The sequence below is a fragment of the Ruminococcus sp. AF17-22AC genome (genome assembly GCF_003460065.1).
Classification (GTDB): Bacteria; Bacillota; Clostridia; order Lachnospirales; family Lachnospiraceae; genus Blautia_A.
Window position 1 is genome coordinate 50,476 of sequence record NZ_QRXT01000014.1, and the last position, 20,574, is coordinate 71,049.

19 protein-coding genes are annotated in these 20,574 nt (G+C 49.7%); all 19 read right to left on the reverse strand.

Going from position 1 to position 20,574, the window contains the following annotated elements:
* Window positions 1–3: 3 nt before the first annotated feature.
* The 19 genes from DWW86_RS15245 to DWW86_RS15335 all read right to left on the reverse strand — a co-directional run bounded on the left by DWW86_RS15245 (window position 4) and on the right by DWW86_RS15335 (window position 20,562).
* A complete protein-coding gene (locus DWW86_RS15245) occupies window positions 4–441 on the reverse strand; it encodes a DUF4313 domain-containing protein (RefSeq protein WP_117628473.1) in 438 nt (145 codons plus the stop codon).
* Between the two features lie 11 nt (window positions 442–452).
* Window positions 453–1,292 (reverse strand): VirB6/TrbL-like conjugal transfer protein, CD1112 family, encoded by an 840-nt coding sequence (locus tag DWW86_RS15250; protein WP_117808235.1) that lies wholly within the window; start codon window positions 1,290–1,292, stop codon window positions 453–455.
* Between the two features lie 74 nt (window positions 1,293–1,366).
* Complete coding sequence (locus tag DWW86_RS15255) at window positions 1,367–1,732, reverse strand: glutamyl-tRNA amidotransferase (RefSeq protein ID WP_446714943.1); 366 nt, start codon at window positions 1,730–1,732, stop codon at window positions 1,367–1,369.
* Window positions 1,733–1,740: 8 nt separating this feature from the next.
* Window positions 1,741–3,507: a VirD4-like conjugal transfer protein, CD1115 family gene (locus DWW86_RS15260; RefSeq protein WP_353652728.1), complete on the reverse strand. Its 1,767-nt coding sequence runs from the start codon at window positions 3,505–3,507 to the stop codon at window positions 1,741–1,743.
* Complete coding sequence (locus tag DWW86_RS15265; RefSeq protein ID WP_015513377.1) at window positions 3,498–3,749, reverse strand: DUF4314 domain-containing protein; 252 nt, start codon at window positions 3,747–3,749, stop codon at window positions 3,498–3,500. Before DWW86_RS15265 ends, DWW86_RS15260 begins: the two co-directional genes overlap by 10 nt.
* A 30-nt stretch (window positions 3,750–3,779) precedes the next feature.
* Window positions 3,780–4,094 carry a hypothetical protein gene (locus tag DWW86_RS15270; protein WP_015513376.1) on the reverse strand — a complete coding sequence of 105 codons (315 nt, stop codon included), beginning with the start codon at window positions 4,092–4,094 and terminating at the stop codon, window positions 3,780–3,782.
* 96 nt (window positions 4,095–4,190) lie between these two features.
* A complete protein-coding gene (locus DWW86_RS15275; RefSeq protein WP_117943891.1) occupies window positions 4,191–5,129 on the reverse strand; it encodes an ArdC-like ssDNA-binding domain-containing protein in 939 nt (312 codons plus the stop codon).
* 3 nt (window positions 5,130–5,132) lie between these two features.
* Window positions 5,133–5,969 (reverse strand): PcfB family protein, encoded by an 837-nt coding sequence (locus tag DWW86_RS15280; protein WP_117889133.1) that lies wholly within the window; start codon window positions 5,967–5,969, stop codon window positions 5,133–5,135.
* A gap of 5 nt (window positions 5,970–5,974) precedes the next feature.
* Window positions 5,975–7,264 carry a relaxase/mobilization nuclease domain-containing protein gene (locus DWW86_RS15285; protein ID WP_117808230.1) on the reverse strand — a complete coding sequence of 430 codons (1,290 nt, stop codon included), beginning with the start codon at window positions 7,262–7,264 and terminating at the stop codon, window positions 5,975–5,977.
* Between the two features lie 3 nt (window positions 7,265–7,267).
* A complete protein-coding gene (locus tag DWW86_RS15290) occupies window positions 7,268–7,576 on the reverse strand; it encodes a plasmid mobilization protein (RefSeq protein WP_117808229.1) in 309 nt (102 codons plus the stop codon).
* Between the two features lie 126 nt (window positions 7,577–7,702).
* Window positions 7,703–8,080: a DUF3789 domain-containing protein gene (locus tag DWW86_RS15295; RefSeq protein ID WP_117808228.1), complete on the reverse strand. Its 378-nt coding sequence runs from the start codon at window positions 8,078–8,080 to the stop codon at window positions 7,703–7,705.
* Window positions 8,081–8,222: 142 nt separating this feature from the next.
* The gene (locus DWW86_RS15300; protein ID WP_019162195.1) at window positions 8,223–8,546 is read right to left on the reverse strand and encodes a DUF7768 domain-containing protein; all 324 of its coding nucleotides are present in this window, start codon (window positions 8,544–8,546) and stop codon (window positions 8,223–8,225) included.
* A gap of 149 nt (window positions 8,547–8,695) precedes the next feature.
* Window positions 8,696–9,517, reverse strand: coding sequence for a DNA-methyltransferase (locus tag DWW86_RS15305; protein ID WP_055155771.1), 822 nt, complete (start codon window positions 9,515–9,517; stop codon window positions 8,696–8,698).
* Between the two features lie 57 nt (window positions 9,518–9,574).
* A complete protein-coding gene (locus DWW86_RS15310) occupies window positions 9,575–10,354 on the reverse strand; it encodes a hypothetical protein (RefSeq protein WP_055155770.1) in 780 nt (259 codons plus the stop codon).
* Window positions 10,354–11,319 (reverse strand): DUF3991 domain-containing protein, encoded by a 966-nt coding sequence (locus DWW86_RS15315; RefSeq protein WP_117943892.1) that lies wholly within the window; start codon window positions 11,317–11,319, stop codon window positions 10,354–10,356. The genes DWW86_RS15310 and DWW86_RS15315 overlap by 1 nt, the downstream gene beginning before the upstream one ends.
* Window positions 11,319–12,479, reverse strand: coding sequence for a methionine adenosyltransferase (metK, locus tag DWW86_RS15320; RefSeq protein WP_117943893.1), 1,161 nt, complete (start codon window positions 12,477–12,479; stop codon window positions 11,319–11,321). The genes DWW86_RS15315 and metK overlap by 1 nt, the downstream gene beginning before the upstream one ends.
* 445 nt (window positions 12,480–12,924) lie before the next feature.
* Window positions 12,925–13,722 carry a class B sortase gene (locus DWW86_RS15325; RefSeq protein WP_055155767.1) on the reverse strand — a complete coding sequence of 266 codons (798 nt, stop codon included), beginning with the start codon at window positions 13,720–13,722 and terminating at the stop codon, window positions 12,925–12,927.
* Complete coding sequence (locus DWW86_RS15330) at window positions 13,719–14,258, reverse strand: gamma-glutamylcyclotransferase family protein (RefSeq protein ID WP_117943894.1); 540 nt, start codon at window positions 14,256–14,258, stop codon at window positions 13,719–13,721. The genes DWW86_RS15325 and DWW86_RS15330 overlap by 4 nt, the downstream gene beginning before the upstream one ends.
* Window positions 14,218–20,562, reverse strand: coding sequence for an LPXTG cell wall anchor domain-containing protein (locus tag DWW86_RS15335; protein ID WP_117943895.1), 6,345 nt, complete (start codon window positions 20,560–20,562; stop codon window positions 14,218–14,220). Before DWW86_RS15335 ends, DWW86_RS15330 begins: the two co-directional genes overlap by 41 nt.
* Window positions 20,563–20,574: the final 12 nt, after the last annotated feature.

Consider the following 20,574-nt stretch of genomic DNA (forward strand, 5'->3'; position numbering starts at 1 on the left):
TTTCTACCTTTCTCTTTGTGATCTCTGTTTTTTCTTTGGTTTCTGTTTGGATGCATCCCCTTGCTGGGTGCCATTTCTTTCCATAAATCTTTTTGTTCCTTCCGGATCAAGCTCTGCCAGTTTTTTCAGGTCGAATGCAACCCTCTGGAAAATGCAGTAACCGGATGATGCGGTATCCGGCTGGATCGTTCCCAGCTTATACTGCTTTATAAAACGAAGCTTTTCTTTACTGAAATTGTGGTCGATATAGGCTTCATTGATACCGCCCAGCGGAGCAAAGGGCAGGTTTACCGTAAGGTCTGCAAAGCTTTCCGGGCATCCATCTTCCATGTGGTAAAGCCCGATATAGAGATTGTCATCGTTCATGTAACTGTCTACCCGGAGAAATAATTTCTCCCGGCCATACTGCCAGTCGTAGCTCAGTGTCTTTGGTTCTTCCATTTTTTTGCCTCCTATAATCCCATGATCTCTTTTACAATCCGGTCAGATGCTTTCACTGCCCCGACCAGTACCAGTAAGTTAAATACCAGCTCCCCGATGTAATTCCAGACAATCGTCACAGCAGACAGGCTGGTATCCTCGACGGCCGGCGGACTCGCCGCAAACACCGAAAAGATGATGCAGGCCAGTGCGATGATGGCTCCTTCCAGACATACCCCGGCATAGGAACGGATAAAATTCTTTCCTACGGACTGAGTTGGCTCCCCGGCAAAGGTTGCCAGCGGGATCGGTGCGATGGCTGTGTACATATACAGCTTGAACATTCTTCCGTATACAGTCAGAATCATGACAAATGACAATACCGTAATCAGCAGGCTGCCCAATAGGGTTACGATCCACAAAGGGATGGATTCCAGCATCCCGACTGCTTCGATCTTGTCCACGATCTCTGAGGGCAGTTCCGTTACCGTTCCACCTGCCATCCCGGAATGAGACATAATGCTGGAGATGATCCCCTGCACAATGGAAAAAATTGCCGTCAGAAGTTCCATGCCGGACATGACGGCTCCCTGTGCCAGTGCGAAACGGATAAAGGCTTTCACTACATGTTCCGGCTTTTTCATATCCGTGAAGCTCCCACAGGTTTTCACCAGCCCTGCCGCAAAAAATAAGACCAGCAGGCCGTACCCGATGGCTCGGAGCCCTCCGTTGATGTTCGTCATTACGCTCCAGATCGCACCGCCCTTGAAATTTTCCGGGCTTTGCGTCAGCAGTGTCCAGATCTCGGCCAGCTTGTCACTCCAGGTCTGCAAGGCAGAATTTAGATTCTGTACGATCCAGTTATCACTCAAACAGTTTCACCTCCCATCCTCAAAAGTGAGCAGGGAGCCGGCATTTCGCATGGCTCCCCTTCTGGACTCTTCTCCTATCCCATGATCAGGTCCAGGATCTCTTTTGCAAAGGTAATGATGATACCGCCTGCCAGTGTCAGAAATCCGTTTGCCCTCTGGCTTGGATCGTGGCTCTTTAAGGACAGACCGACCTGCACGATACCAAATCCCAGCAGGATCAGGCCAATGGCGCGGATCAGGGAAAAGATAAACGTGGACAGGTTATTGACTACGGTCAGCGGATCGCCTGCGGCATAAACGCAGGTCGCCCCAATGCAGATTGACAGTACCATGACTGCATACAGAGCAAACAGTTTCTTCTGCCCTCTCTTCATCTTCAGCGGTGCGGTCTCTTTCCTGATTTCTGTGTGTTTCTTATTTTTCAGTAAATTCATTGGCATTCCTCCCATCAAAAAAGCTCCCCGATGATGTCCTCATCCAGAAGCAGTTCGTAATCGTCATATCTTGTTTCGTCAAATGTAAAATCGTCATGCGCCAGCGGTGCTTTCGCATAATTGAACGGGCCGGCACCTCCGTCCTCGGTATACCGGATGTTGGGATGCTTCATCAGGTCATACTTGGCATCCAGTATGGGCCGCTCCCCGCGGATAAACAGAAGTGCATTCTGGTTATCCAGCATACGGACTTCATCCGGCTGTAACAGCTCCCTTCCGCTCTGCTGGAAGTTGGTGGAGTAGCTGCCGGATTTTCCTTTGGTCTGCCCGTAGGTGTTGGTGTCTATGGTTTCTTTCCCCAGTAATTCTGATACATATTTGTGTGTCTCTTTTTCATTGCCGCCCAGGTACAAAAACTCATCGCAGTTGCCCACCAGACTTTCCCAGGAGTCCTTGAACAGAGCCTTTAGCTGGCTCATGTTCTGGATGATGATGCTGCAGTAAATGGAACGGGAACGGCAGGTTGCCAGGATCTTCTCAAACTCATTTGGCAGGGATACGTTTGGAAACTCATCCATGATGCAGTTGACCGGAACCGGGAGGGCACCGCCATGCACACGGTCTGCCATGTAATAAAGCGTCTGGAAAAGCTGGCTGTAGATCATGCCTACCAGATAATTCAAAGAGGTGTCTGCATCCGGGATACAGCAGAAAAGGGCAACTTTTCTTTCTCCCATGCTGGAAAGATCCAGTTCATCAGTATTGGTCAGCTTGGCGATCTGCGGCAGATTGAAGGCTGCCAGCCGGACACCTACACTGATCAGGATGGACTTGGCGGTCTTTCCTGCCGCCTGCTTGTAAATGTGATACTGCTTGACGGCAATGCTGTCCGGGTCCCGCATCTCCAGACGGTCAAACAAAATGTCCAGAGGGGACTCGTAGTCCTCGTCCTCTTCTTTTACCTGTGCCGAGCCTAACATCTCCATGATCATGGCGAAGTTCTGTTCTTCCGGCGGAGCTTCGTGGAGCAGATACAGCATCAGTGCCTGAAGCAGTGCGGTTTCGCTCTTCTCCCAGAAGGGATCAGAAGACTGGGAACCTTTGGGTGTGGTGTTTTGTATCAGATTGGAAATAAGACGGAGCACGTCTTTGTCATCGTGGACATACTCGAATGGATTGTAGCAAAAAGATGTGTCGGGATTGATGAGGTCAAAGACACGCACCTCATATCCTTTCTTTTCCAGCAGGCCGCCTGTCTTTCGGAGCAGCTCGGCTTTCGGATCGGTGATGACCATCGAACAGCAGCACTGCATGATGTTTGGCAGGGCAAAGCCTCTGGATTTTCCTGCACCGGAGCCTCCCACTACGAGAATGTTGAGACATCTGCGGTGCTTGTGGGTGTCAAGGCTAATGCGGAAGTTCTGTGTCAGCAGGATGTTCTGGGAGTACGGCTTCTGGCTATATTTCTTACAGATCTGCCGGGCACCGCCCCATCTGGCAGAGCCATGTTCTTCCCCTCTGCGGTAGTTCTTCTGACTGGAATAAAAAATGCCGATCCCGGCTGCGTAAAGTAACGTGCAGACCAGCATCGACTTGATGGTATATTCCGTATAATGAAACTGGAAGGGATGGTTCAGCTTTTCTGTGAGAACCTTCATCAGCTCGAAAAGATTCCTGCCCGGCTGGATGGCATCCGCAAGCAGGATCGCTGCCCACCAGATGACAGGCAGTCCGGCAAGCCAGATCACCCAGTCTGACTTCCGGCTGTTTGTTACCGGGATGGCTGCTGTTTTGGCCTCTCTGCTCTCGGCAGATCCGTGATGTGGAAGCTGTCCACTCCCGGAACGAGGGCAAGGCTGCTTCCATTCTCCCAGTTTACGTGGATCTGCCCTGCATCGTCTACCATATCCACCTTACCTTTTAAGCCGGGTGGCATGTGGCTCTCCCCCTCCATGCTGTTAAGCGTGACCTCGGTTCCCGGCGGATATCTTCTCCGCATGGCTTCTATTCTTTCTTGTGTCATATTTCTGTATATTTGTACCACATCCTTTCTTCATCTTCCCCTTCCACGGTATGGGCGGTATCTGGATTTCATGATCTTTAAGAGGACGCTATCGATCCCATCGGAATAGCGTCCGTTTTTCAGGTATGTGTCCCGGAGCTGGTTTAAGGCTTCCACGGATTTGCTGTGTTCGGCTTCTGTCAGGTAGAGCTTTCCCTCTTCCTGCTCTGCCAGCTTCAGAACCAGATCCCGTGTGGTATCCACCGGAAGCCCCTGTTCTTTTTCCTGCCGGAACACTTCCCGGAGTGCATGGATCAGCATGTGGTTCATGATCCGGTCCATCTTTACATATCGCATTCTTGTCATAGGCGAGCCTCCTTTTTTCCTCTTTTTTCTCAACCACAACATACCACACTTCCTCCCGGAAAGCTACTGCAAAAGAGCCGGAAAAGCCCCTTTTTATCAGCGTTCCGGGGACTTTTTACTCTTGGCAGGTTTCTCCGTTTTTTCCTCCGGGATGGCAAATTCATCGGTCATAAATTCCTGCTCGCTTTTGCCAAGGTTGCGGTCTACCTGCTTGCCAATGGAATAGGCTGCACTCTTTACATCCTGGATAAAGGAGCGGAGTTCTTTCGGATCTTTCTGTCCGAATGCCTGCATCTGGCATACCTTGTCAAAGGAAAAACCGGAGACATCCATGCCGTATTTCTGTGCTGTCACATACGCCGCACAATAGGCCTGTGCCGATACCCCTGCCCTGCTGTAGCTTCCATCGTGATGGTCAAGGGATGCACAGGCCAGCTCCCGGCTGATGGAATGGAACGTTGCATTTTCGCTCATGCCATTTCGAACATAGATCGTCCGCTTATTCGGGATGTACTGTGCCTGTACCTTATCCGGCAGATTGTCTGCGATCTGAATCCGTACCTCGCTGTCAGTCAGCAGTGCTTCCATCAGCTGGTCCATCGGCTTTGGCTCTGCCTCTTCCGGCTGCTTGGTACGGATCTGGCTGATGTCATAGGCTTTCTGGATGGAGTACCCCTGCTGGATGACACCGTCCTTTTCATATTCCTGTCCGACAATGAAGTTGTATCCCTTGCTTCCGGTCTTGACTACCTTGCCTTCTTCCTTCCATTTTTCAAAGGTCTTGACCTGCCGTATCTCCGGATTCTGTGCATAAAGCAGGAACAGGTTGTCTGTCCTCTGCGGCTTGCACTGTCCCATAAAATCAAGGAATCCTTTTAAGGAGTCCCCATTCTGGAAGACCTCCTGTGCCTTTCCATCGATCATACCCCAGATTTCTTCCCTCTCCTGCTTTTTCTGTGCGGCATATTCTTCTTTCGATAACCGCTGGGCGGACTGCTCCTGCGAGTCCTGCCCTAAAAATTTTGTCAGGTCCATCTTCTACCTCGCTTTCACCTTTCGTTTATTTCTTGCTTTCTTCTGCGTTTTCCTTGGTCCACGGTTCTTTTCCCGGCTCCGCTTCTGGGATTCCTCTGCTTTCTCCCGTTTGATGTTCTCCAGCTCCCGGCGGACACTGGGACGCTCCTGTTCCCTCAGCCCTGCATCAGTCCCTTTTTCCTGCCCGGTAGAAATATTTCTGCTGTGCAAGGAAGAGCCGGACAGATTCTCTTCCCCCTCTTCCTGCACCGGGATAAAATTTTCCGGTTCGGAAAACTCCTTTTCGGGATGATTCTGGTTCTTTTCCTCTTCAGAAAAGTCCATGTCACCGACCTGGAATGCTTCGTCCAGATCGCTGATTTCAAACTGCACCTCGCCCTCCGGCATCTGCACAGTTTCCTGTACTGCTTCGGTTTCCGGTGCTTCCATTCCGGCGGTTACCTCATGGACAGCTTCCCCGACTTCGCTCCTTACAAAATCAAGGTTCATCTTATCCATGACACGGTTGACTTTGGCTGCATCATCGGCAAAGACCATGACCTCGCTCATTTCCGGGTTCTTTTTATCCCGGATGATCACATAGAGCAGTCCTCGTTTCCTGCCCTCACTGCAGAATTCACGCAGGCGGTCAGATGGCACAGTGAAGAACTTCAATGGCTTGTTCTCCTTTAACATCCGCACCATTCTGGTCTTGCCCCTCGTTTTCTTCTGGTCTTTTAATACGGCGGCAACAAATACCGCCAGATGCTTTGCCAGCGTACCCGAAAGCCTGAGCCCGTGGTCCACGCCGTCCAAGGAATACCGGACGATCTGGTCCGCCGCATCGCCTCCATAATTCATGTTGTTCACCTGCTTTCTGTTCTCGGTTTTCTGTTTTTCTCCGTCTGTTCTTCTTCCTGTCTCTGGATCTGCTCTGCCAGACGCATCTTTTCTTCCATCTCCTGGGACTGCTGTTCGATCCGGATACAAATGCGGATATCCTTTCGAAGCGGCTTCAGTTCTTCGGTGATCTGACCGATCCTGACACTGTCCGGTTCGCTCCGGTAGAGCCGCTTCCGCTCTTTCGTGAGTGCCTGTACCCTCTCTTCCAACGATGTGCGGTAGGTGAGTAGCTCTTCACGGGTAGTGATCTGATGCTTCTGTAGAAATTCCATCTGCTCGATCCTGGCATCCAGTTTTCGGATGTCTGCCCGGAGCACCGGGGAGATCCTTTTCGGCTTCTGCTTTAGGGCACCCATCTGGTACAGATAGGAATAGTACAGGGCCTGTATCCCTTTTAACTTCTTTTTCGGGGATCTGGAATCTCCTTCTTTTCCAGCAGGTATCCTGCTCTTGGGCTGCAAGATCCACTGCCGGATGCTCTCTTCCGAGTAATGCTTCCCAAGGCTCCGCAGACGGATATACCGTTCCATCCCCGGTGCTTTTAATGCAATGTACTTCCGGTTCAGCTTCCACTGGTATCCCCTCTGCTTCATCTGTTCCAGAAACTGTTTCCATGTGAAGCTCTCTGCCACAGCATCCCGGATGTCCAGACGGATCGAGGTTCTCCAGGTCGGCTTTCCGTCCTGTTCTGCCATCCACTGTGCATAGGATTTCCCTTTGCCGTTTTTCGGTTCGATGACAGATAAGCCGTATTTCAGACATAAGGCATCCGAAGCTTTCCTTACATCCTCATAGTAACTCCTGATGTTGCTGTGGTACTTTTTCCCATCTTCCATGCTCACGGAATTAAACACGATGTGGTTGTGGTAATGCTCCGTATTCAGATGGGTGGTGATGACTGCTTCGTATTTTCCCTGAAGGAGCCTTTCTGCCATTTCCATGCCGATCTGGTGAGCAAGCTCCGGGGTGACTTCCCCTTTGACAAAGCTCTGCACCAGATGGTACCCCTGTACTCCGTCCATCTTGTGGTATCGTTTCTTCGTAGCTACCATATCTTGATAGGCAGTCTCACAGACGCAGCCGATGGCATCCTCAAAAACGGAACGCTCCGTCTTGTCCCGATTCATGGCGTAATCGATGGCTTCTTCCAGAGAGCCGGCACTCTGCCCTTTCTTGGTGGTCTTATCCTTGTTTCGGATGTACGTGATGGAATTGTCCAGACGGCTGACCGGGATGATACTGGTGTATGCCATCGGCTACCATTCCTCTTTGACCAGTCTCCATGTCTCTTTCGTCATGCGGAGCATTTCCCGGATACTCTCTTCCCCGGCCATCCCACAGCCGTTGGCTACATGGGCAAGCTGGTTGGCGTTGTTGCACAGACCGGATATTTTCCGCAAAAGCTCCGTATGATGCTCACAGGGTCTTGCCCGGACTTCGCCGCCCATGACAAGGGAACGTATGTATTCCTCACGGGACAGGCCGCTTTTTTCTACCTGCTCTTCCAGAAAACGCAGCTCCTTTGTATTTAGGCGGACTGGTATCACATGGTTTCTTTTTCTCATCTCTTCACCTGCTTTCCAACGGGTTATTAATCGTTTCCTTACATTTCACGGTTTTTCCAGATCAGGAATCCTGTCAGCACGCCAATGGCTACGGCTGCAGCAATGATCTTTTTCTTCATATAGGCCTCACCCCCTTTCCGGTACCTGGCACAGCTCCATCGGGGCGAACATGATCCCTCTCTTTTCCATCTCTTTTGCGAATTCCAGGAGGTTCCATTTTTTCCCATCAATCATAGCAGAATCGGCATCCAGATAGTGGCAGGTGGATACGTTCCGCTCTCCATTTGGGGCATTCTGCACAAGGCTTTCCCCGTCTGCCAGACGGAACAGTTCCTCTCCCTGGCTGTTTACAAAACAGATGCACACGCCGTGGTCAATGATCTCCTTTGGTTTCATCCGGCACCGCTCCAGTGCCTCATCCTCACGCTTTCCAGCTATGAAAAGACACATTGCAAAAACGCCCATTACTCCTCCGGTCATTGTGCCAAATATAAATCCCAACATTTTTTCGTTCTCCTTTCGTCTGTTTACGGCTCGGTATGGGGGATTGGGGTTCTCCCCAAAGTGCGTTTGGATATCCAAACGCTATGCTTGCAAAACCAGTCGCATTTTGCTTCGTCCCCTCTGAACCTATCGTTTTTCGGAATTATTCGTTTTCTTTGATTTTGCTTAACCCATCCAGCGTGGTACAGATGATATGGAGTCTGTCAGCCATGCTGATCTCCGTGTTCATCGTCCCGGTGGTCTCTTTTCCGCAGACGACCACCATCCTGCACCGTCTTAAGATCTGATGGGACATTCTCCGCATAGCCTGCATATCCTCCGCATCCCCATCATCAAGGAATGGGGAAAAGCTGTACTGCGGACAGATCGGCACATATCCCAGTTCGTAGATCTTCCGGCAGTACCGCTGTACTTTGGTCTTTCCCTCTTCTGCAGAGCAGCAGACATAAGCAAGTGCCTGTTCCAATACGACCATCTCCTTTCCTGACCAGACAAGTTTCCTCTGCCCGGCGTTTTTCCAAAAAGAAACACCCACAAAGCATTCCGGCTCTGTGGATGTCTTGTGGACATCTGGATTCTTTTCTTCCTTTTTTCAGATGTCTGGCAGACATCCGGTTACTGTGGTTCTTTATTCTCTGCTCCTACCCCGGCTTCCAGTGCGATACGGACACGGTCGCTTCCCAGCTTATAATATGCATCCGTCACTTCGATGCCGACTGCCTGATAGCCCGACTCTGTCGCCGCAAGGATGGTCGTGCCAGCTCCGGCAAACGGGTCTAAGATCAGGCCGCCCGGCTCGCAGATCTGGATGACATCCTTCATCAGTTGGAGCGGCTTTTCTGTCACATGGATGCGGTTCTGGGGATTCCCATAACGGAACACACCCGGAAGACAGGACACCGGGCGGTTGATTGGCATCGGACCGTTGCTTCCCCACACGATGTATTCTGCCTGCTGGCGAAACCTGCCTTTTTGCGGACGGGAATTTCCTTTGTCCCAGACTGCAGTTCCTCTCCAGATCCAGCCTGCCCACTGAAGGGCATCGGTGATAGACGGGTACTGTCTCCAGTCAATAAAAAGGCAGATCGGAGCCCCTCTCTTGCAGGCTTTCCGCACATCGTACAGCCATTCTGCCATCCAGTGGGTCCAGGAACGCTGATCCTTGTTATCCCCATCAAAGTCCGGAAGGGCATTCTCTGCTTTCATGCTGCTATACTTCTGGTTGGTGGTGCGGTTGCGTTCATTCTGCTTGGTTCCCCCGGACGCATAGGGCGGATCGGTCACGACTGCATCAAAAATCCCCGGCTGGAATCCTTTTACCAGCTTTAAGGTATCCCCATGCAAGATACGCCAGTTCTCCCCTCCGGCAGACTCATCCGGCAGACAGTCCGGTTTTAAAAGATCTTCAAGTTTCAGGGTATTTCCCATAGGCATCATCCTTCCTCTTGCTTATTTCCCAGATTTCTCTGGAAGTGCTTCTATCTATGGAACTGCTCATCGGCAGGTATCCTCTTTTTTTGGTACTTCTTTTCTCGGTGTTCTGCGCTGTTCACGGTGATCCGACAGTTCGGTTTCCACATATTCGCTGATGATTCCCAGTGCTTCATAATAATTGCCACTCTTGTGGACACGGTCTGCCATCTCGTTGGCCTGTTCGGACATCCCGGCACATCTGAGCAATCTTGAGGCATCCCCAAGGATTGAGAAAATATTTCCGTCATGCCCTAAGAGCTTCAGCTTCGGACGGGACGGATTTGGTTTCGGCTGCTGTTCCTGCATCTCGTTTTCTGGTGCTTTCACCTGTATCTGGAAATCCGAGCCGGCACCGACATAGAAATGTAAGTATAATTCACCGCCGTCTACCTTGATCTCCCGTTGTTCCAGACTTTCTCCCCAGCCATCGCTGTACTGGCCTCTCAGATACTGCCCCACCACACGGTATTCCTCTGGTGTCAGATTCTCCCGGAGTGTCAGGTTTGCACAGCCATATAAAACACCATCCTGTTCTTTTACCGCCATTGTAATGCGTTCCACTTTTTCCTTAATGTCCTTATTTCGGTCAAAATAATCAATCAGGTTGCATGGCTGGTTGTCAGGCATACCGAGCCGGTTGATCTCGTCAACCTTTTCTGCTATAGATGGCTGATACTGCACCAGGTCAGGTCCTTCCAATGGTTCCGCATCATCCAGATCCACAATATCTGAATAGTCCGGGATAAACTCTGCCATCAGAGGGGACAGCATTTCCACTTCTATTTTTTCTTTGATAGGCATCACCTCACTTCCTTTCTCTGCCGTTTCTCCGGTGTTCGGGCAGCCATCTTTGCCATATCTGCCCAGTCTGCCCCTTCGATCTCCGGCAGGTTCTCGATGATCCGATAGCTTCCCTCGTAGGCTTTTCGGATATGTTCACACGCCCACCGTCCGGCAAAGTCATTGTCGGTACATACTTCAATCTCGGTAATCTCCGGGTGCTGGGACAGAAAATGTTCCAGTGCCTGCGGCTTTTTCATACTCCGCTGGCTCTGCCCTTCTTTTGGTGCACTGATCCCGCCAAGCTCCAGACGGTACTTATCCCGGCTTCCCTGTTCCAGTGTCATGTGCGCCAGCACATCCACACAGGCTTCATAAACGGCAACCCGTCTGCATCCTGTTTGTGCCGGAACACAAAAAGCGTATGCCTTTTCGCTTCCAGCCTGTTCCATCTTAAAAGCCTTTCCGCTGGCATCGTAAATCCCACGCAGGAAAGCATATCTTGCCACCTGATTTTCGTCCCGGCCTACGAACACAGCATTGTGATAGGGCAGGCTCTCATAGAGGATTTCCAGATGAACACACTGCTGTAAGACCTCTCCACTGATTCCGCGCTCTTTCAGATATCGGAACACCCTGCGGCAGTCCGGGCTGGCTGGCGGCAGGACAAACAGCTTTTTGGGCTTTGTCTCCACAGGCGGAGGGATGTAGGTGGGATACTCATCTTTCAGCATTTGCACTGCCTCCAGAAAGGAACACCCATCTACATGGATCAGGAAATTTAAGGCACTGGTTCCCCCGATATCTCTGGATTTCCAGTGCCACTGGCTGGTGAGCTCGTTGATTTTAAAGCTATCGTGGTCTGTCAGCTCCCATTCATTTCTGGCTGAAGATTTTTTCAGGCGGTTCGGCTGGTATTTCTTCAGGTACTCAATGGCGGTGATTTCCCTTGCCCGTTTGATCTCTTCTTCCGAAATCCACGGCATTACATCACGGTATCCCGGAGCTGCTCTGCCTTATCCGTTTTCTCCCACGGGAATTCCTTTCTTCCAAAATGCCCGAACACGGCACTCTGTCGGTAGATTGGCCGCTTCAGGTGCAGGGTGTCACAGATCTGGCTTGGGGTAAGCCCGAACACCAGAGGGATCGCTGCAGCGAGGCAGTCATCCGCACAAATCTTTCCGGTTCCAAAGGTGTCCACCTGCACCATGACTGGCTGGGCAACCCCGATGGCATAGGCAAGGGACACCTGACATCGGCTGGCAAGTCCGGCAGCCACCATGTTTTTGGCGATGTAACGAGCCATATACGCCCCGGATCGGTCAACTTTGGAACAGTCCTTCCCGGAAAATGCACCGCCGCCATGCGGTACCATGCCACCGTAGGTATCCACCATCAGCTTCCTTCCGGTCAGTCCGGTGTCTGCATCCAGACCTCCGCACACAAATCTGCCCGATGGATTAATCAGGATCTTGGTATCCTCATCCGGCGGCAGCATGCGGAGTGCCGGGCGCAGCACTTTCTCCCGGATCTCATGCTCCAGCTTCCGAAGGGATTTTTCCTTTTCATGCTGACAGGACACAACGACCGTATCCAGACGGACAGGTCTGTCATCTTCGTATTCCACGGTCACCTGTGCTTTTCCGTCCGGCAGGATTCCCATGATATATCCGCTTCTACGGCTTGCAGACAGTTCTCTTACGATGCGGTTCGCCAGAACCACTGGCATCGGCATAAGCTGCGGCGTATCATCGCAGGCGTATCCCACCATGATTCCCTGATCCCCGGCTCCATTGGCAAGTCCGCTCTGAACAGAAACAGTCCCTGTCCTGCGTTCTCTGGAACGTTCCACTGCCCCGGCGATATCCGGACTCTGTTTGTGGATGAGGGCATCCATATGGATTCCATCTGCTTCATAGCCTGCACTCTCCAACACCTTTCTGACGATTTCAAACACCTGTGGCTCATATCGGCTGGTGATCTCTCCTGCCACAATGATGTTCCCTTTAGTAGCCAGCACTTCGCAGGCCACCTTGGAATTTTCGTCCTCTTTCAGACACGCATCCAGAATACTGTCTGCAATTAAGTCGCAGAGCTTATCCGGATGTCCTTCCGTTACGGATTCTGCTGTATAAAATCGTTTCATAATTATTACCATCCTTTCCAACGAGTCAAAACTCGCTGCTCGTTATAAACTAAATAGATCCAGCAGAAAGCACTCCTTTTTGGAACACTTCCTGCCGGATCTGGATTATGAGCTGTCTCACATTCTGCACTTTTCTAGTACGTTCAGACACTTTTTTCCACCTGAATACTACCAACACACACCCTTACATAATCCCTCTGTTTTGAACACTTCCCAGTCTGTGCGGTCATCATTTGTCTCATTTTCTACACTTTTTGGGGGCTTTCAGACACTTTTCGTTAGAGCATTCGCTGATATTCCGTAGAGTATTTACCAAAGTTTCCACTTTTGAACACATTTTCCATCTGAATACACCTGGCATACACCCTTTATATACTCCCCTGTTTTGAACACATCCCTGCCCATGCGGTCATTATTTGTCTCATTTTCTGCACTTTTCGGGTACTTACGAACACTTCTGACTCCACACTGCCCCGGAAACCGGCACCGCCAGGACGATATTCCTGGCACCGCTCCATTCATATGAACACGTGACGAGCGTCAAAACCTTATCGTATATACACTTCAGGTAATCATCTCCGGTTTCGAACACTTCCCTCCGCTTGGCTACTTTTAGGTACTCTTGCACGGCCACCACATCTGGAAGTTTCTGCTGGAACGGGAACAGATTCCGGTCTGCTTTCAGTACCGTGACAATCTTATACTCCTGAATGCCGTCCTCTGTCTGAAGATAAGCAAAACGATGGGCGTTATAATAATCTTCCCCTGCATATAAGTCCAGGTTTCCGAACATCGCCCCGCTGTTCATGTTGTGACCGTAAATGATGAGATTCCTGCTTTCGGACACTTTACAGTCTGCCTGTAAAAACAGGCTTCCGTTGATGTCATATTCCTTTTTGTAATTCCGTTTCAGGTAAAACTCCCCATTCTCCTGTTCGGACTGAAGCACCGGGTAATCAATCCCGGTATCCGGTATGGTCAGCCATCCCTGCACATCCGGGTATTGTTCCTGGAGAGAAACAAGGTCTACCGCAGCCACCGGGCATTTTCTCCCAGCTGGTTGATCTTTCTTTTCAGATCCTGAGGCTCCCGGAGCTTCCGGCTCCGGGAAATTCCCTTTCAGCTCTGCCACCAGCTTTTTGTTCTCCATTGGGAGATATACCATATGGTAAAGCAGGAACCCGGCACTTAAGAAAAGTGCTGCAAGGCATACCGTTTGAAAAAGTTTTTTCGCGATTTTCATCGTTCCTGTCCGGCTTTCCTCTGCTTCTTTGGCTGGCTTTTCTGCGTCTGTCCCGGCACAGGCGGTTTTCTGGCTGCTTTCAGGATCGGCTCTGTCGGAATCTGGTTCTGTCTGCAGCCCTTTAAGATTCCGGTCAAGTACGACCGTCCGGGCGGATTAAAGTTCTGCATGTAATCTTTTGTCATGATATAGACAATGGCTTTGATCTCTCTTCCGCCTTTATTCTTGACGGTGATTTCCTGTTTGTCGTAAAAATCAGGATAGCCTTCATAAAGATCCAGGCTCTTTTCGCAGTCCCCGGTCAGTGACCAGAGGACGCCGTCCACATGGCTTCCCTCTTCCGGGAAGATGGTGGCAAGACCGCTTCCTGCGGCTGCAAAGGTCAGCCGATACCCCTCCAGGCGGACGGTTTCTACCATCTCCGCCTTTGGGCACCGATATGCCATCTGGTCCAGATCCATGTTGCTTCCATACGCAAAATATAATTGTTTCAGCCTATCTGCCCCCTTTTTTCTTCTTTCTTCTGGATGCCACACCCATGCCGATCAGACCGCCTGTGGAAAGGATTAGGCACAGGGCCGGAAACCAGAGGTTGGTGTCATCGCCTGTTTTCGGGTTACTTACAGACGGGGTGTCCTCCGGCAGCTTCTCGTTCGTCACTTTCTGGATGACTTCAATCACTGGGGTTTTGTCATCTACATAAGTAAATGTCACTTCATGCTTGGTCTCATCCATCTGATATCCTTCCGGTGCTTTGGTCTCAACCAGATAATAAATGGCTGCCTTATCAAATTTGCCATCCTTATAAGTTCCGATTGCAAGCAGTCCGCTGGTTGCATGACCGTTTTCATCAGTGGTCAGGGTTTCTACCACTTTGCCATCGGCATCCCTCAATTCAAATTCCGCACCTTTCAGTGCAGCTCCGGTATCCTTGTCCGTTTTCTCAATGATCAGACGTCCCTTTGCGGTATCATCTTTCATGGCTACCTTCTGGATCTCTGCGGTGTCTGCCACCTCGAAGGTGATCTCTTCCGAAACGACATAACCGTTTGGAGCCTGCTCTTCTTTCAGGGTGTATTTACCGATTGGAAGTTTTTCGATATAATGCGGCTCTTTACCGGAAGTCCAGGTTTCTACGATATTGCCATTTTCATCTGTGATGGTCAGTTTGGCTCCTTCGATCTCATTATCTCCGGTAATATCCGTTTTGCTGATCTCCACTTTGGTCACATCATCTTCCATTACCTGTTTCTGGATCTCTACAGTATTCTCCACGGTGAATGTGATGCTTTCCGCAGTGGCATATCCATCGGCCGGCTTGGTTTCTGTCAGGGTGTACGATTTTCCTACAACCAATTCTTTGATGATGTGCGGCTCCTTGGTGGATGTCCATTCCTCAACAACAGCCCCGTTTTCATCCGTCAGCTGTAATCTGGCTCCCGGCAGTTCCTCGCCTGTGGTCAGATCGGTTTTGGAAAGTTCCACGGTTGTCGGCTCATCTTCAAATACGAACTCATAGGACACTTCTGCTTCTTTGTCTCCCTGGTACTCAAAAACAAATTCCTTTTCTTCTCCGGTGGTGACAAATCCATCCGGTGCATACAGCTCCTTCACATAATAGGTTCCGTCAATCGGCAGGTCTGCAATAAAGGAAATCTTTCCATCTACATCTGTTGTTTTTAACTCGATCAGGGTATCTGCTTCCATCAGCACCTTTCCAGATGCGGACAGGATGTCGTTCCTAGTGTACAATCCAAAGATGCCGCCTTTTAATACACGGTCGGTATCCTTTTCTTTCTTCAGGACGTTCACTTTCACCTTCTGGCGGTTGTTCTGCCAGTCCTCATCGTATACGACAACCGGGGTATCCTGATCGCGGTAGGAAAGATCTACATATCGTGGTTCTTCATCCAGGATATAACCATATGCTGTGCCTACCTCTTTGACATAATATTTTCCAACCGGAAGGTCAGATACTTCTGCAACACCGTTTGCATCGGTAGTTACAGTTGCTACCAGTTCGTCCTTGGAATAATAGTCCGGGCTTACGCCATCAGCTGCTTTGATATCTTCGGCAGCACGGATTTCGAAGGTAACGTCTGTCAGGCTTCCTGTAATGTACTCAAAGAAATGTTCCACAACACCTTTGACGTTATCCAGCAGGGTGATCTTATCGAGGAATTCGCCCTTCTTGTTTACGATCAGCAGTGCTTTCGGTACATGGTCCTGCATTTCCACTTTCTGTATTTCTGCGGTATCCTCGATGGTGAATTTCACATCCGTAGTCTTTAAATAACCAAGCGGTGCAAGGGATTCACGGAGGATATAGGTTTTTCCAACAGTCAGATATTTGATCACATGAGGCTCATCCTTTACGGAAGTCCAGCTGTCGATCACGTTTCCATCCTCATCCAGAACAGAAAGGGATGCTCCGTTCAACTCCACGCCTGTTGTCAGATCGGATTTTGTCACCTCGATGGTCGTCGGCTGGTTCTTCTTAATCGATTTCAGTTTAATGGTCTGGATGTCCTGTCCCTGATAGGTGGCATCAAATTCCAGTACCTCATCAGAGGATACAAAACCGTCCGGTGCAGAAATTTCTTTTACATAATAAGTTCCAAGCGGCAGGTCCAGGGTGAAGTGTGCCTGTCCCTTTTCATCGCTTGTAATCTCCTGTAATAAGGTGTCCGCTTTCACGATTACATTGTCACCGGATTTGATCTCATTCTTATTATAAAGACCAAAGACGGCTCCAGCTACCACGCTTCCGGTTTCTGCATCCTGTTTTTCCACGGTGATGCTTACCTTCTGGCGTTCATTGGTAAATGTCACTTCTTCGTCTACAACCGGGGTATCCTGTCCGACATAGGTAAAGGTTACCTTTTCTCCTTTGGCATTCCAGGTGTATCCTTCCGGTGCTTTTTTCTCTTCTACACGGTATTTTCCGAGCGGAAGATTCTCGATTACGGCACTTCCGGTTTCATCGGTCGTTACCGTTGCCACCAGTGTGTCCTTGGCATATTCCAGATAACGGTTGCCGTTCTCATCTGTCTGATGGTCTGCGGTATAGATATCCTCGGAGGCGTAAACTTCAAACACGGCTCCTGCAAGGCTGGCTTCCTCATAAGTAAAGTCTTTATCAAAACCTTTGACTACTTCGCCTTCTTTGCGGATGGTCAGTCTGCCCTTAGCTGGGTGGTTCTCAAAATCCACCTCGATGATCAGGTCACCGCTGACCGGATCTTCCTGGTATGCGGTATCACTGTCTACCTTGATTTCCACGGTATTGGTGCTGTGGGTATATCCATCTGGTGCAGTCACTTCTTCGATGCGGTAATTTCCACAAGCCAGATTCTGTGGCAGGATCAGGTATCCGTTTTCATCCGTAAAATAGGATTTATGTACCGTAGTGGATGGATAAGTAGTCACTTGTTCTACATATTTCTTGTTATCCAGATCGTATACTTTAAATTCAGTATTCGGAACCAGAACAGATTTCTTTGTCTCGTCATCTTTTTTGACGATTTTTAATTTTGCTTCAAACTCTTCGTCCAGAAGCACACGCCATACCTGCGGTTTCTCTGGATTGTTCTCTGAAATCACAACTTTGAAATCATCAACTGGTTTGAAGTTGTGCGGTGTGGTGGTTTCTCTTACAATGTAAGTCCCGTATGCAAGCGGAATGGAGCATGCATATCCACGCTCATCCGTGAACATTTCTGTCTGTCCGTCTGCAGTCAGCACGACCGGAGTAGCGGATGTAAAATCATAGGAACCGTCCTTATTTTTCTTCAGGCTGCTCTCCAGATATGCACTGAATCCCACACCTTTTAACAGATCGGCATCGGTCTTTCCGTTGTTGGCGGCTTTGATGACCTGAAACGGCTGTTTGATCACATATTCCAGAGAAGTTACGGTACGTTCTACCGTCTGAACCAGATCTCCCTCGTCATTACACTCCAGATCATGTTCTCCCGGGTCTGCCAGATATCCGACAGGCGGAGTCAGTTCTTTAACGTAATACTTTCCGAGATAGAGGTCTGCGACTTCTGCATTTCCCTCTGTATCCGTAGTCAGGGTTGCAATCTGTGTTCCTGCCGGGTAAAGAACACCTGTCTGTCCATCTGGATGTACGATATCTTCACGGGCATACAATCCGTAAACAGCACCCTCAAGGGTTGCATCTCCCTGTGCGGTCTTTCCGGTTTCGGAATCCTCTTTTACCAGTTTGATCTTCGCATTGATCCGCTCATTCTGGAACGTATGGTTGAAAGAAACCGTTGCCTCTTTGTCTGTTGTGTACTGGAAGGTAAAGGAGTACACATCCTCGCCGTTTCTCACATATCCAGCTGGTGCACCCAGCTCTTTCATGTAGTAGCTGTTGGCTATCGGCAGGTCTGCCTGATATACGGCTTTTCCGTCTATTCCGGTCACTGCTTTCTCAATGAGAGTATCTTTCTTGACCACAATGGTTCCGTCCGCTGCTTTGATGTCATTTCCGGCATACAGACCATAAGTGCCGCCCGGAAGGTATTTCCTGGTTTCCTTATCCTGCTTGTATACACTTACGCTTGCTTTCTGGCGGTCATTTTTGAATGTCACGCTTCCCATGACCTTTTCTACGTTGCTTCCAGCATAGGAAAGGGTGATCTCCTGGCTTTCGCCTGTGCATACCAGATTTTGTGGTGCCTGCATTTCTTTTACTACATATTTCCCCAGATATAGATTATCCAGTGTGGCACTTCCGTCATCTCCGGTGGTAAGTCCGGCTTTGACTAATGCGTCTTTTTTGTAGACTACTGTTCCGTCTGCGGATACAATGTCCGACGCGGCATAAACGTTATAAACCGCACCTTTCTGTTTCTGCTCGGTATAAACAAAGGAAACACCATCATCGGTCACCTTTGCTCCGGTCAGGACTTCGCCTAATTTGTAAACGGTCAGGCTTGCCATCTGCTCTGCATCGGTAACAGTCTGTTTTACGGTATCCCCGATGACCAGTTTCACATCGTAGGCTTTGGTATCCAGCAGATATCCGTTTGGTACGGAGATTTCTTTCAGGTATACGGTATCCTGTGTTTTGGTGATCGTAACGCTGGAAGCTCCGTTGGCATCTGTGGCCGGCATCTTTGTGATCAGGTTCTTTCCATCCTTGTCACTGTAAACGCCATAAACTGCACCTGCGATGGCTTTGTTGCTCTTACGGTCTTTCTTTACGATCTCCAGAGTTGCCTTTTTTACCCATGATACTTTAAAATCTACATATTTCTCATCGGTCACACCCTCGCCAAATACCAGGGCAAGGTCCTGTGTCTCGCTTCCGGTTGTGATCTTATAAGCGGAATAATCTTTGATGATGCTTCCCTTCATGGTGACAGACCATTCCCCTTTGACATCCACTGCCTGTGTCAGCGGTGCAGATAAGTAGAATTTGGTACCGCCGCAGATCTCCACGGATGCACCTGCACTGCTTGTTTTTCCCGTTGTCACATTATGCAGTTTGACACCGGACGGCAGCTTCATGGTGATGGTCTGCAGTTCGGATGCCTTGAAGGTGATCTCTTCTGTTCTCTGGCTGTTGCCGCTGATATATGCGGTAACATTTGCATTGGAGAAACTCATGTCCACTTCCGGTATCTCCGGCTGGCTCATGCAATAATTGTAGAGTTCCATTGCCAGAGCCTGTCCGGTTGCATTCGTACCGGAAAAAGCGTCACTACTGTTATTGGCATAAGACGCAGCCAGATGGACAATGATAAACTGTTTTCCAGCGGAAAAATCAGGATGTTTCTCTGAGAAAAATCCATTTTCGCCGGATGCTTTTGTGCCGTAGTAGCATACTTTTGCCAGTGCTTTGCTGTCACCCAGTTTGGTGATCTTATAGACACCATCCCCAGGTCCTGCCTTGGACGGCTGCACACAGTAGGCAGTTGCAGACACGTTTCCAAATTTTACGGTATATTTATAGGTTACATAGGAGCCCAAACCGTAGTCTGCATAATAGTATGCAGTCCCTCTTGTCACATTCACGTCCTGGGTTGCTCTTGTACTGGTATTGACTGCGGTGAATGAAACGGTTTCCCCATCTTCCATTGCTATCAGGTCAATATCCTGTTCCCCTGCCTGCTCCAGAACATCGCTGAGTGTCAGCCCGGATTCTGCATCGGTTGTATTTTCCGTTTCGGATTCCTCTAATGCGGCATCAAACTCGGATTCAGAAAGTCCATCCTGAAATTCGGATTCTGTTTCTTCCGGTTCTTCTGTCTCCGCTTCCTCTGTTTCAGATTCAGCTGTCTCCGGCTCAACAATTTCTGTCTCTACAGGCACTGTCTCAGTTTCTTCCTGCGAGGCAGCTTCCTCATCATCAGAACCTGTATCCTCTTCGGTAACTGCCTGTTCTGTCTGCGGTTCACTCTGAGCTGCTGTCACAGGCTCTTTTACGATCAGATTTCTCCCAATCTGATAAACCGGGTGGTTCTGGTTGACTGGCTCCACATAATAAACGGCATGGTAAGTGTCTGCATGGCTGGTGCTGAAGTTCTCCCCGGCGTCATTCTCTGCTTTCTGGAATATCACTTTGACTTTGCTTTCGTCCTTAATTTCCAGATTCGTGCGGTCACTGGAAACATCAAACTCCTGTCCGACTTCCAGCTCCAGATCGTTGGCTTTTACCACTTCCTCTTCATCCAGCAGATCCTTTACGGATTCATAAGCTGGCGGTTCTGCCGTTTTCGGCTCTTCCGAAGCATAAACGGTCAACGGTGAAATGACCGTGGATAAGATGGTGACTGCCGCCATCACCCCTGAAAGGATCCGCCTGAATCGATATTTGCTCTTCATGTTTTCTACCTC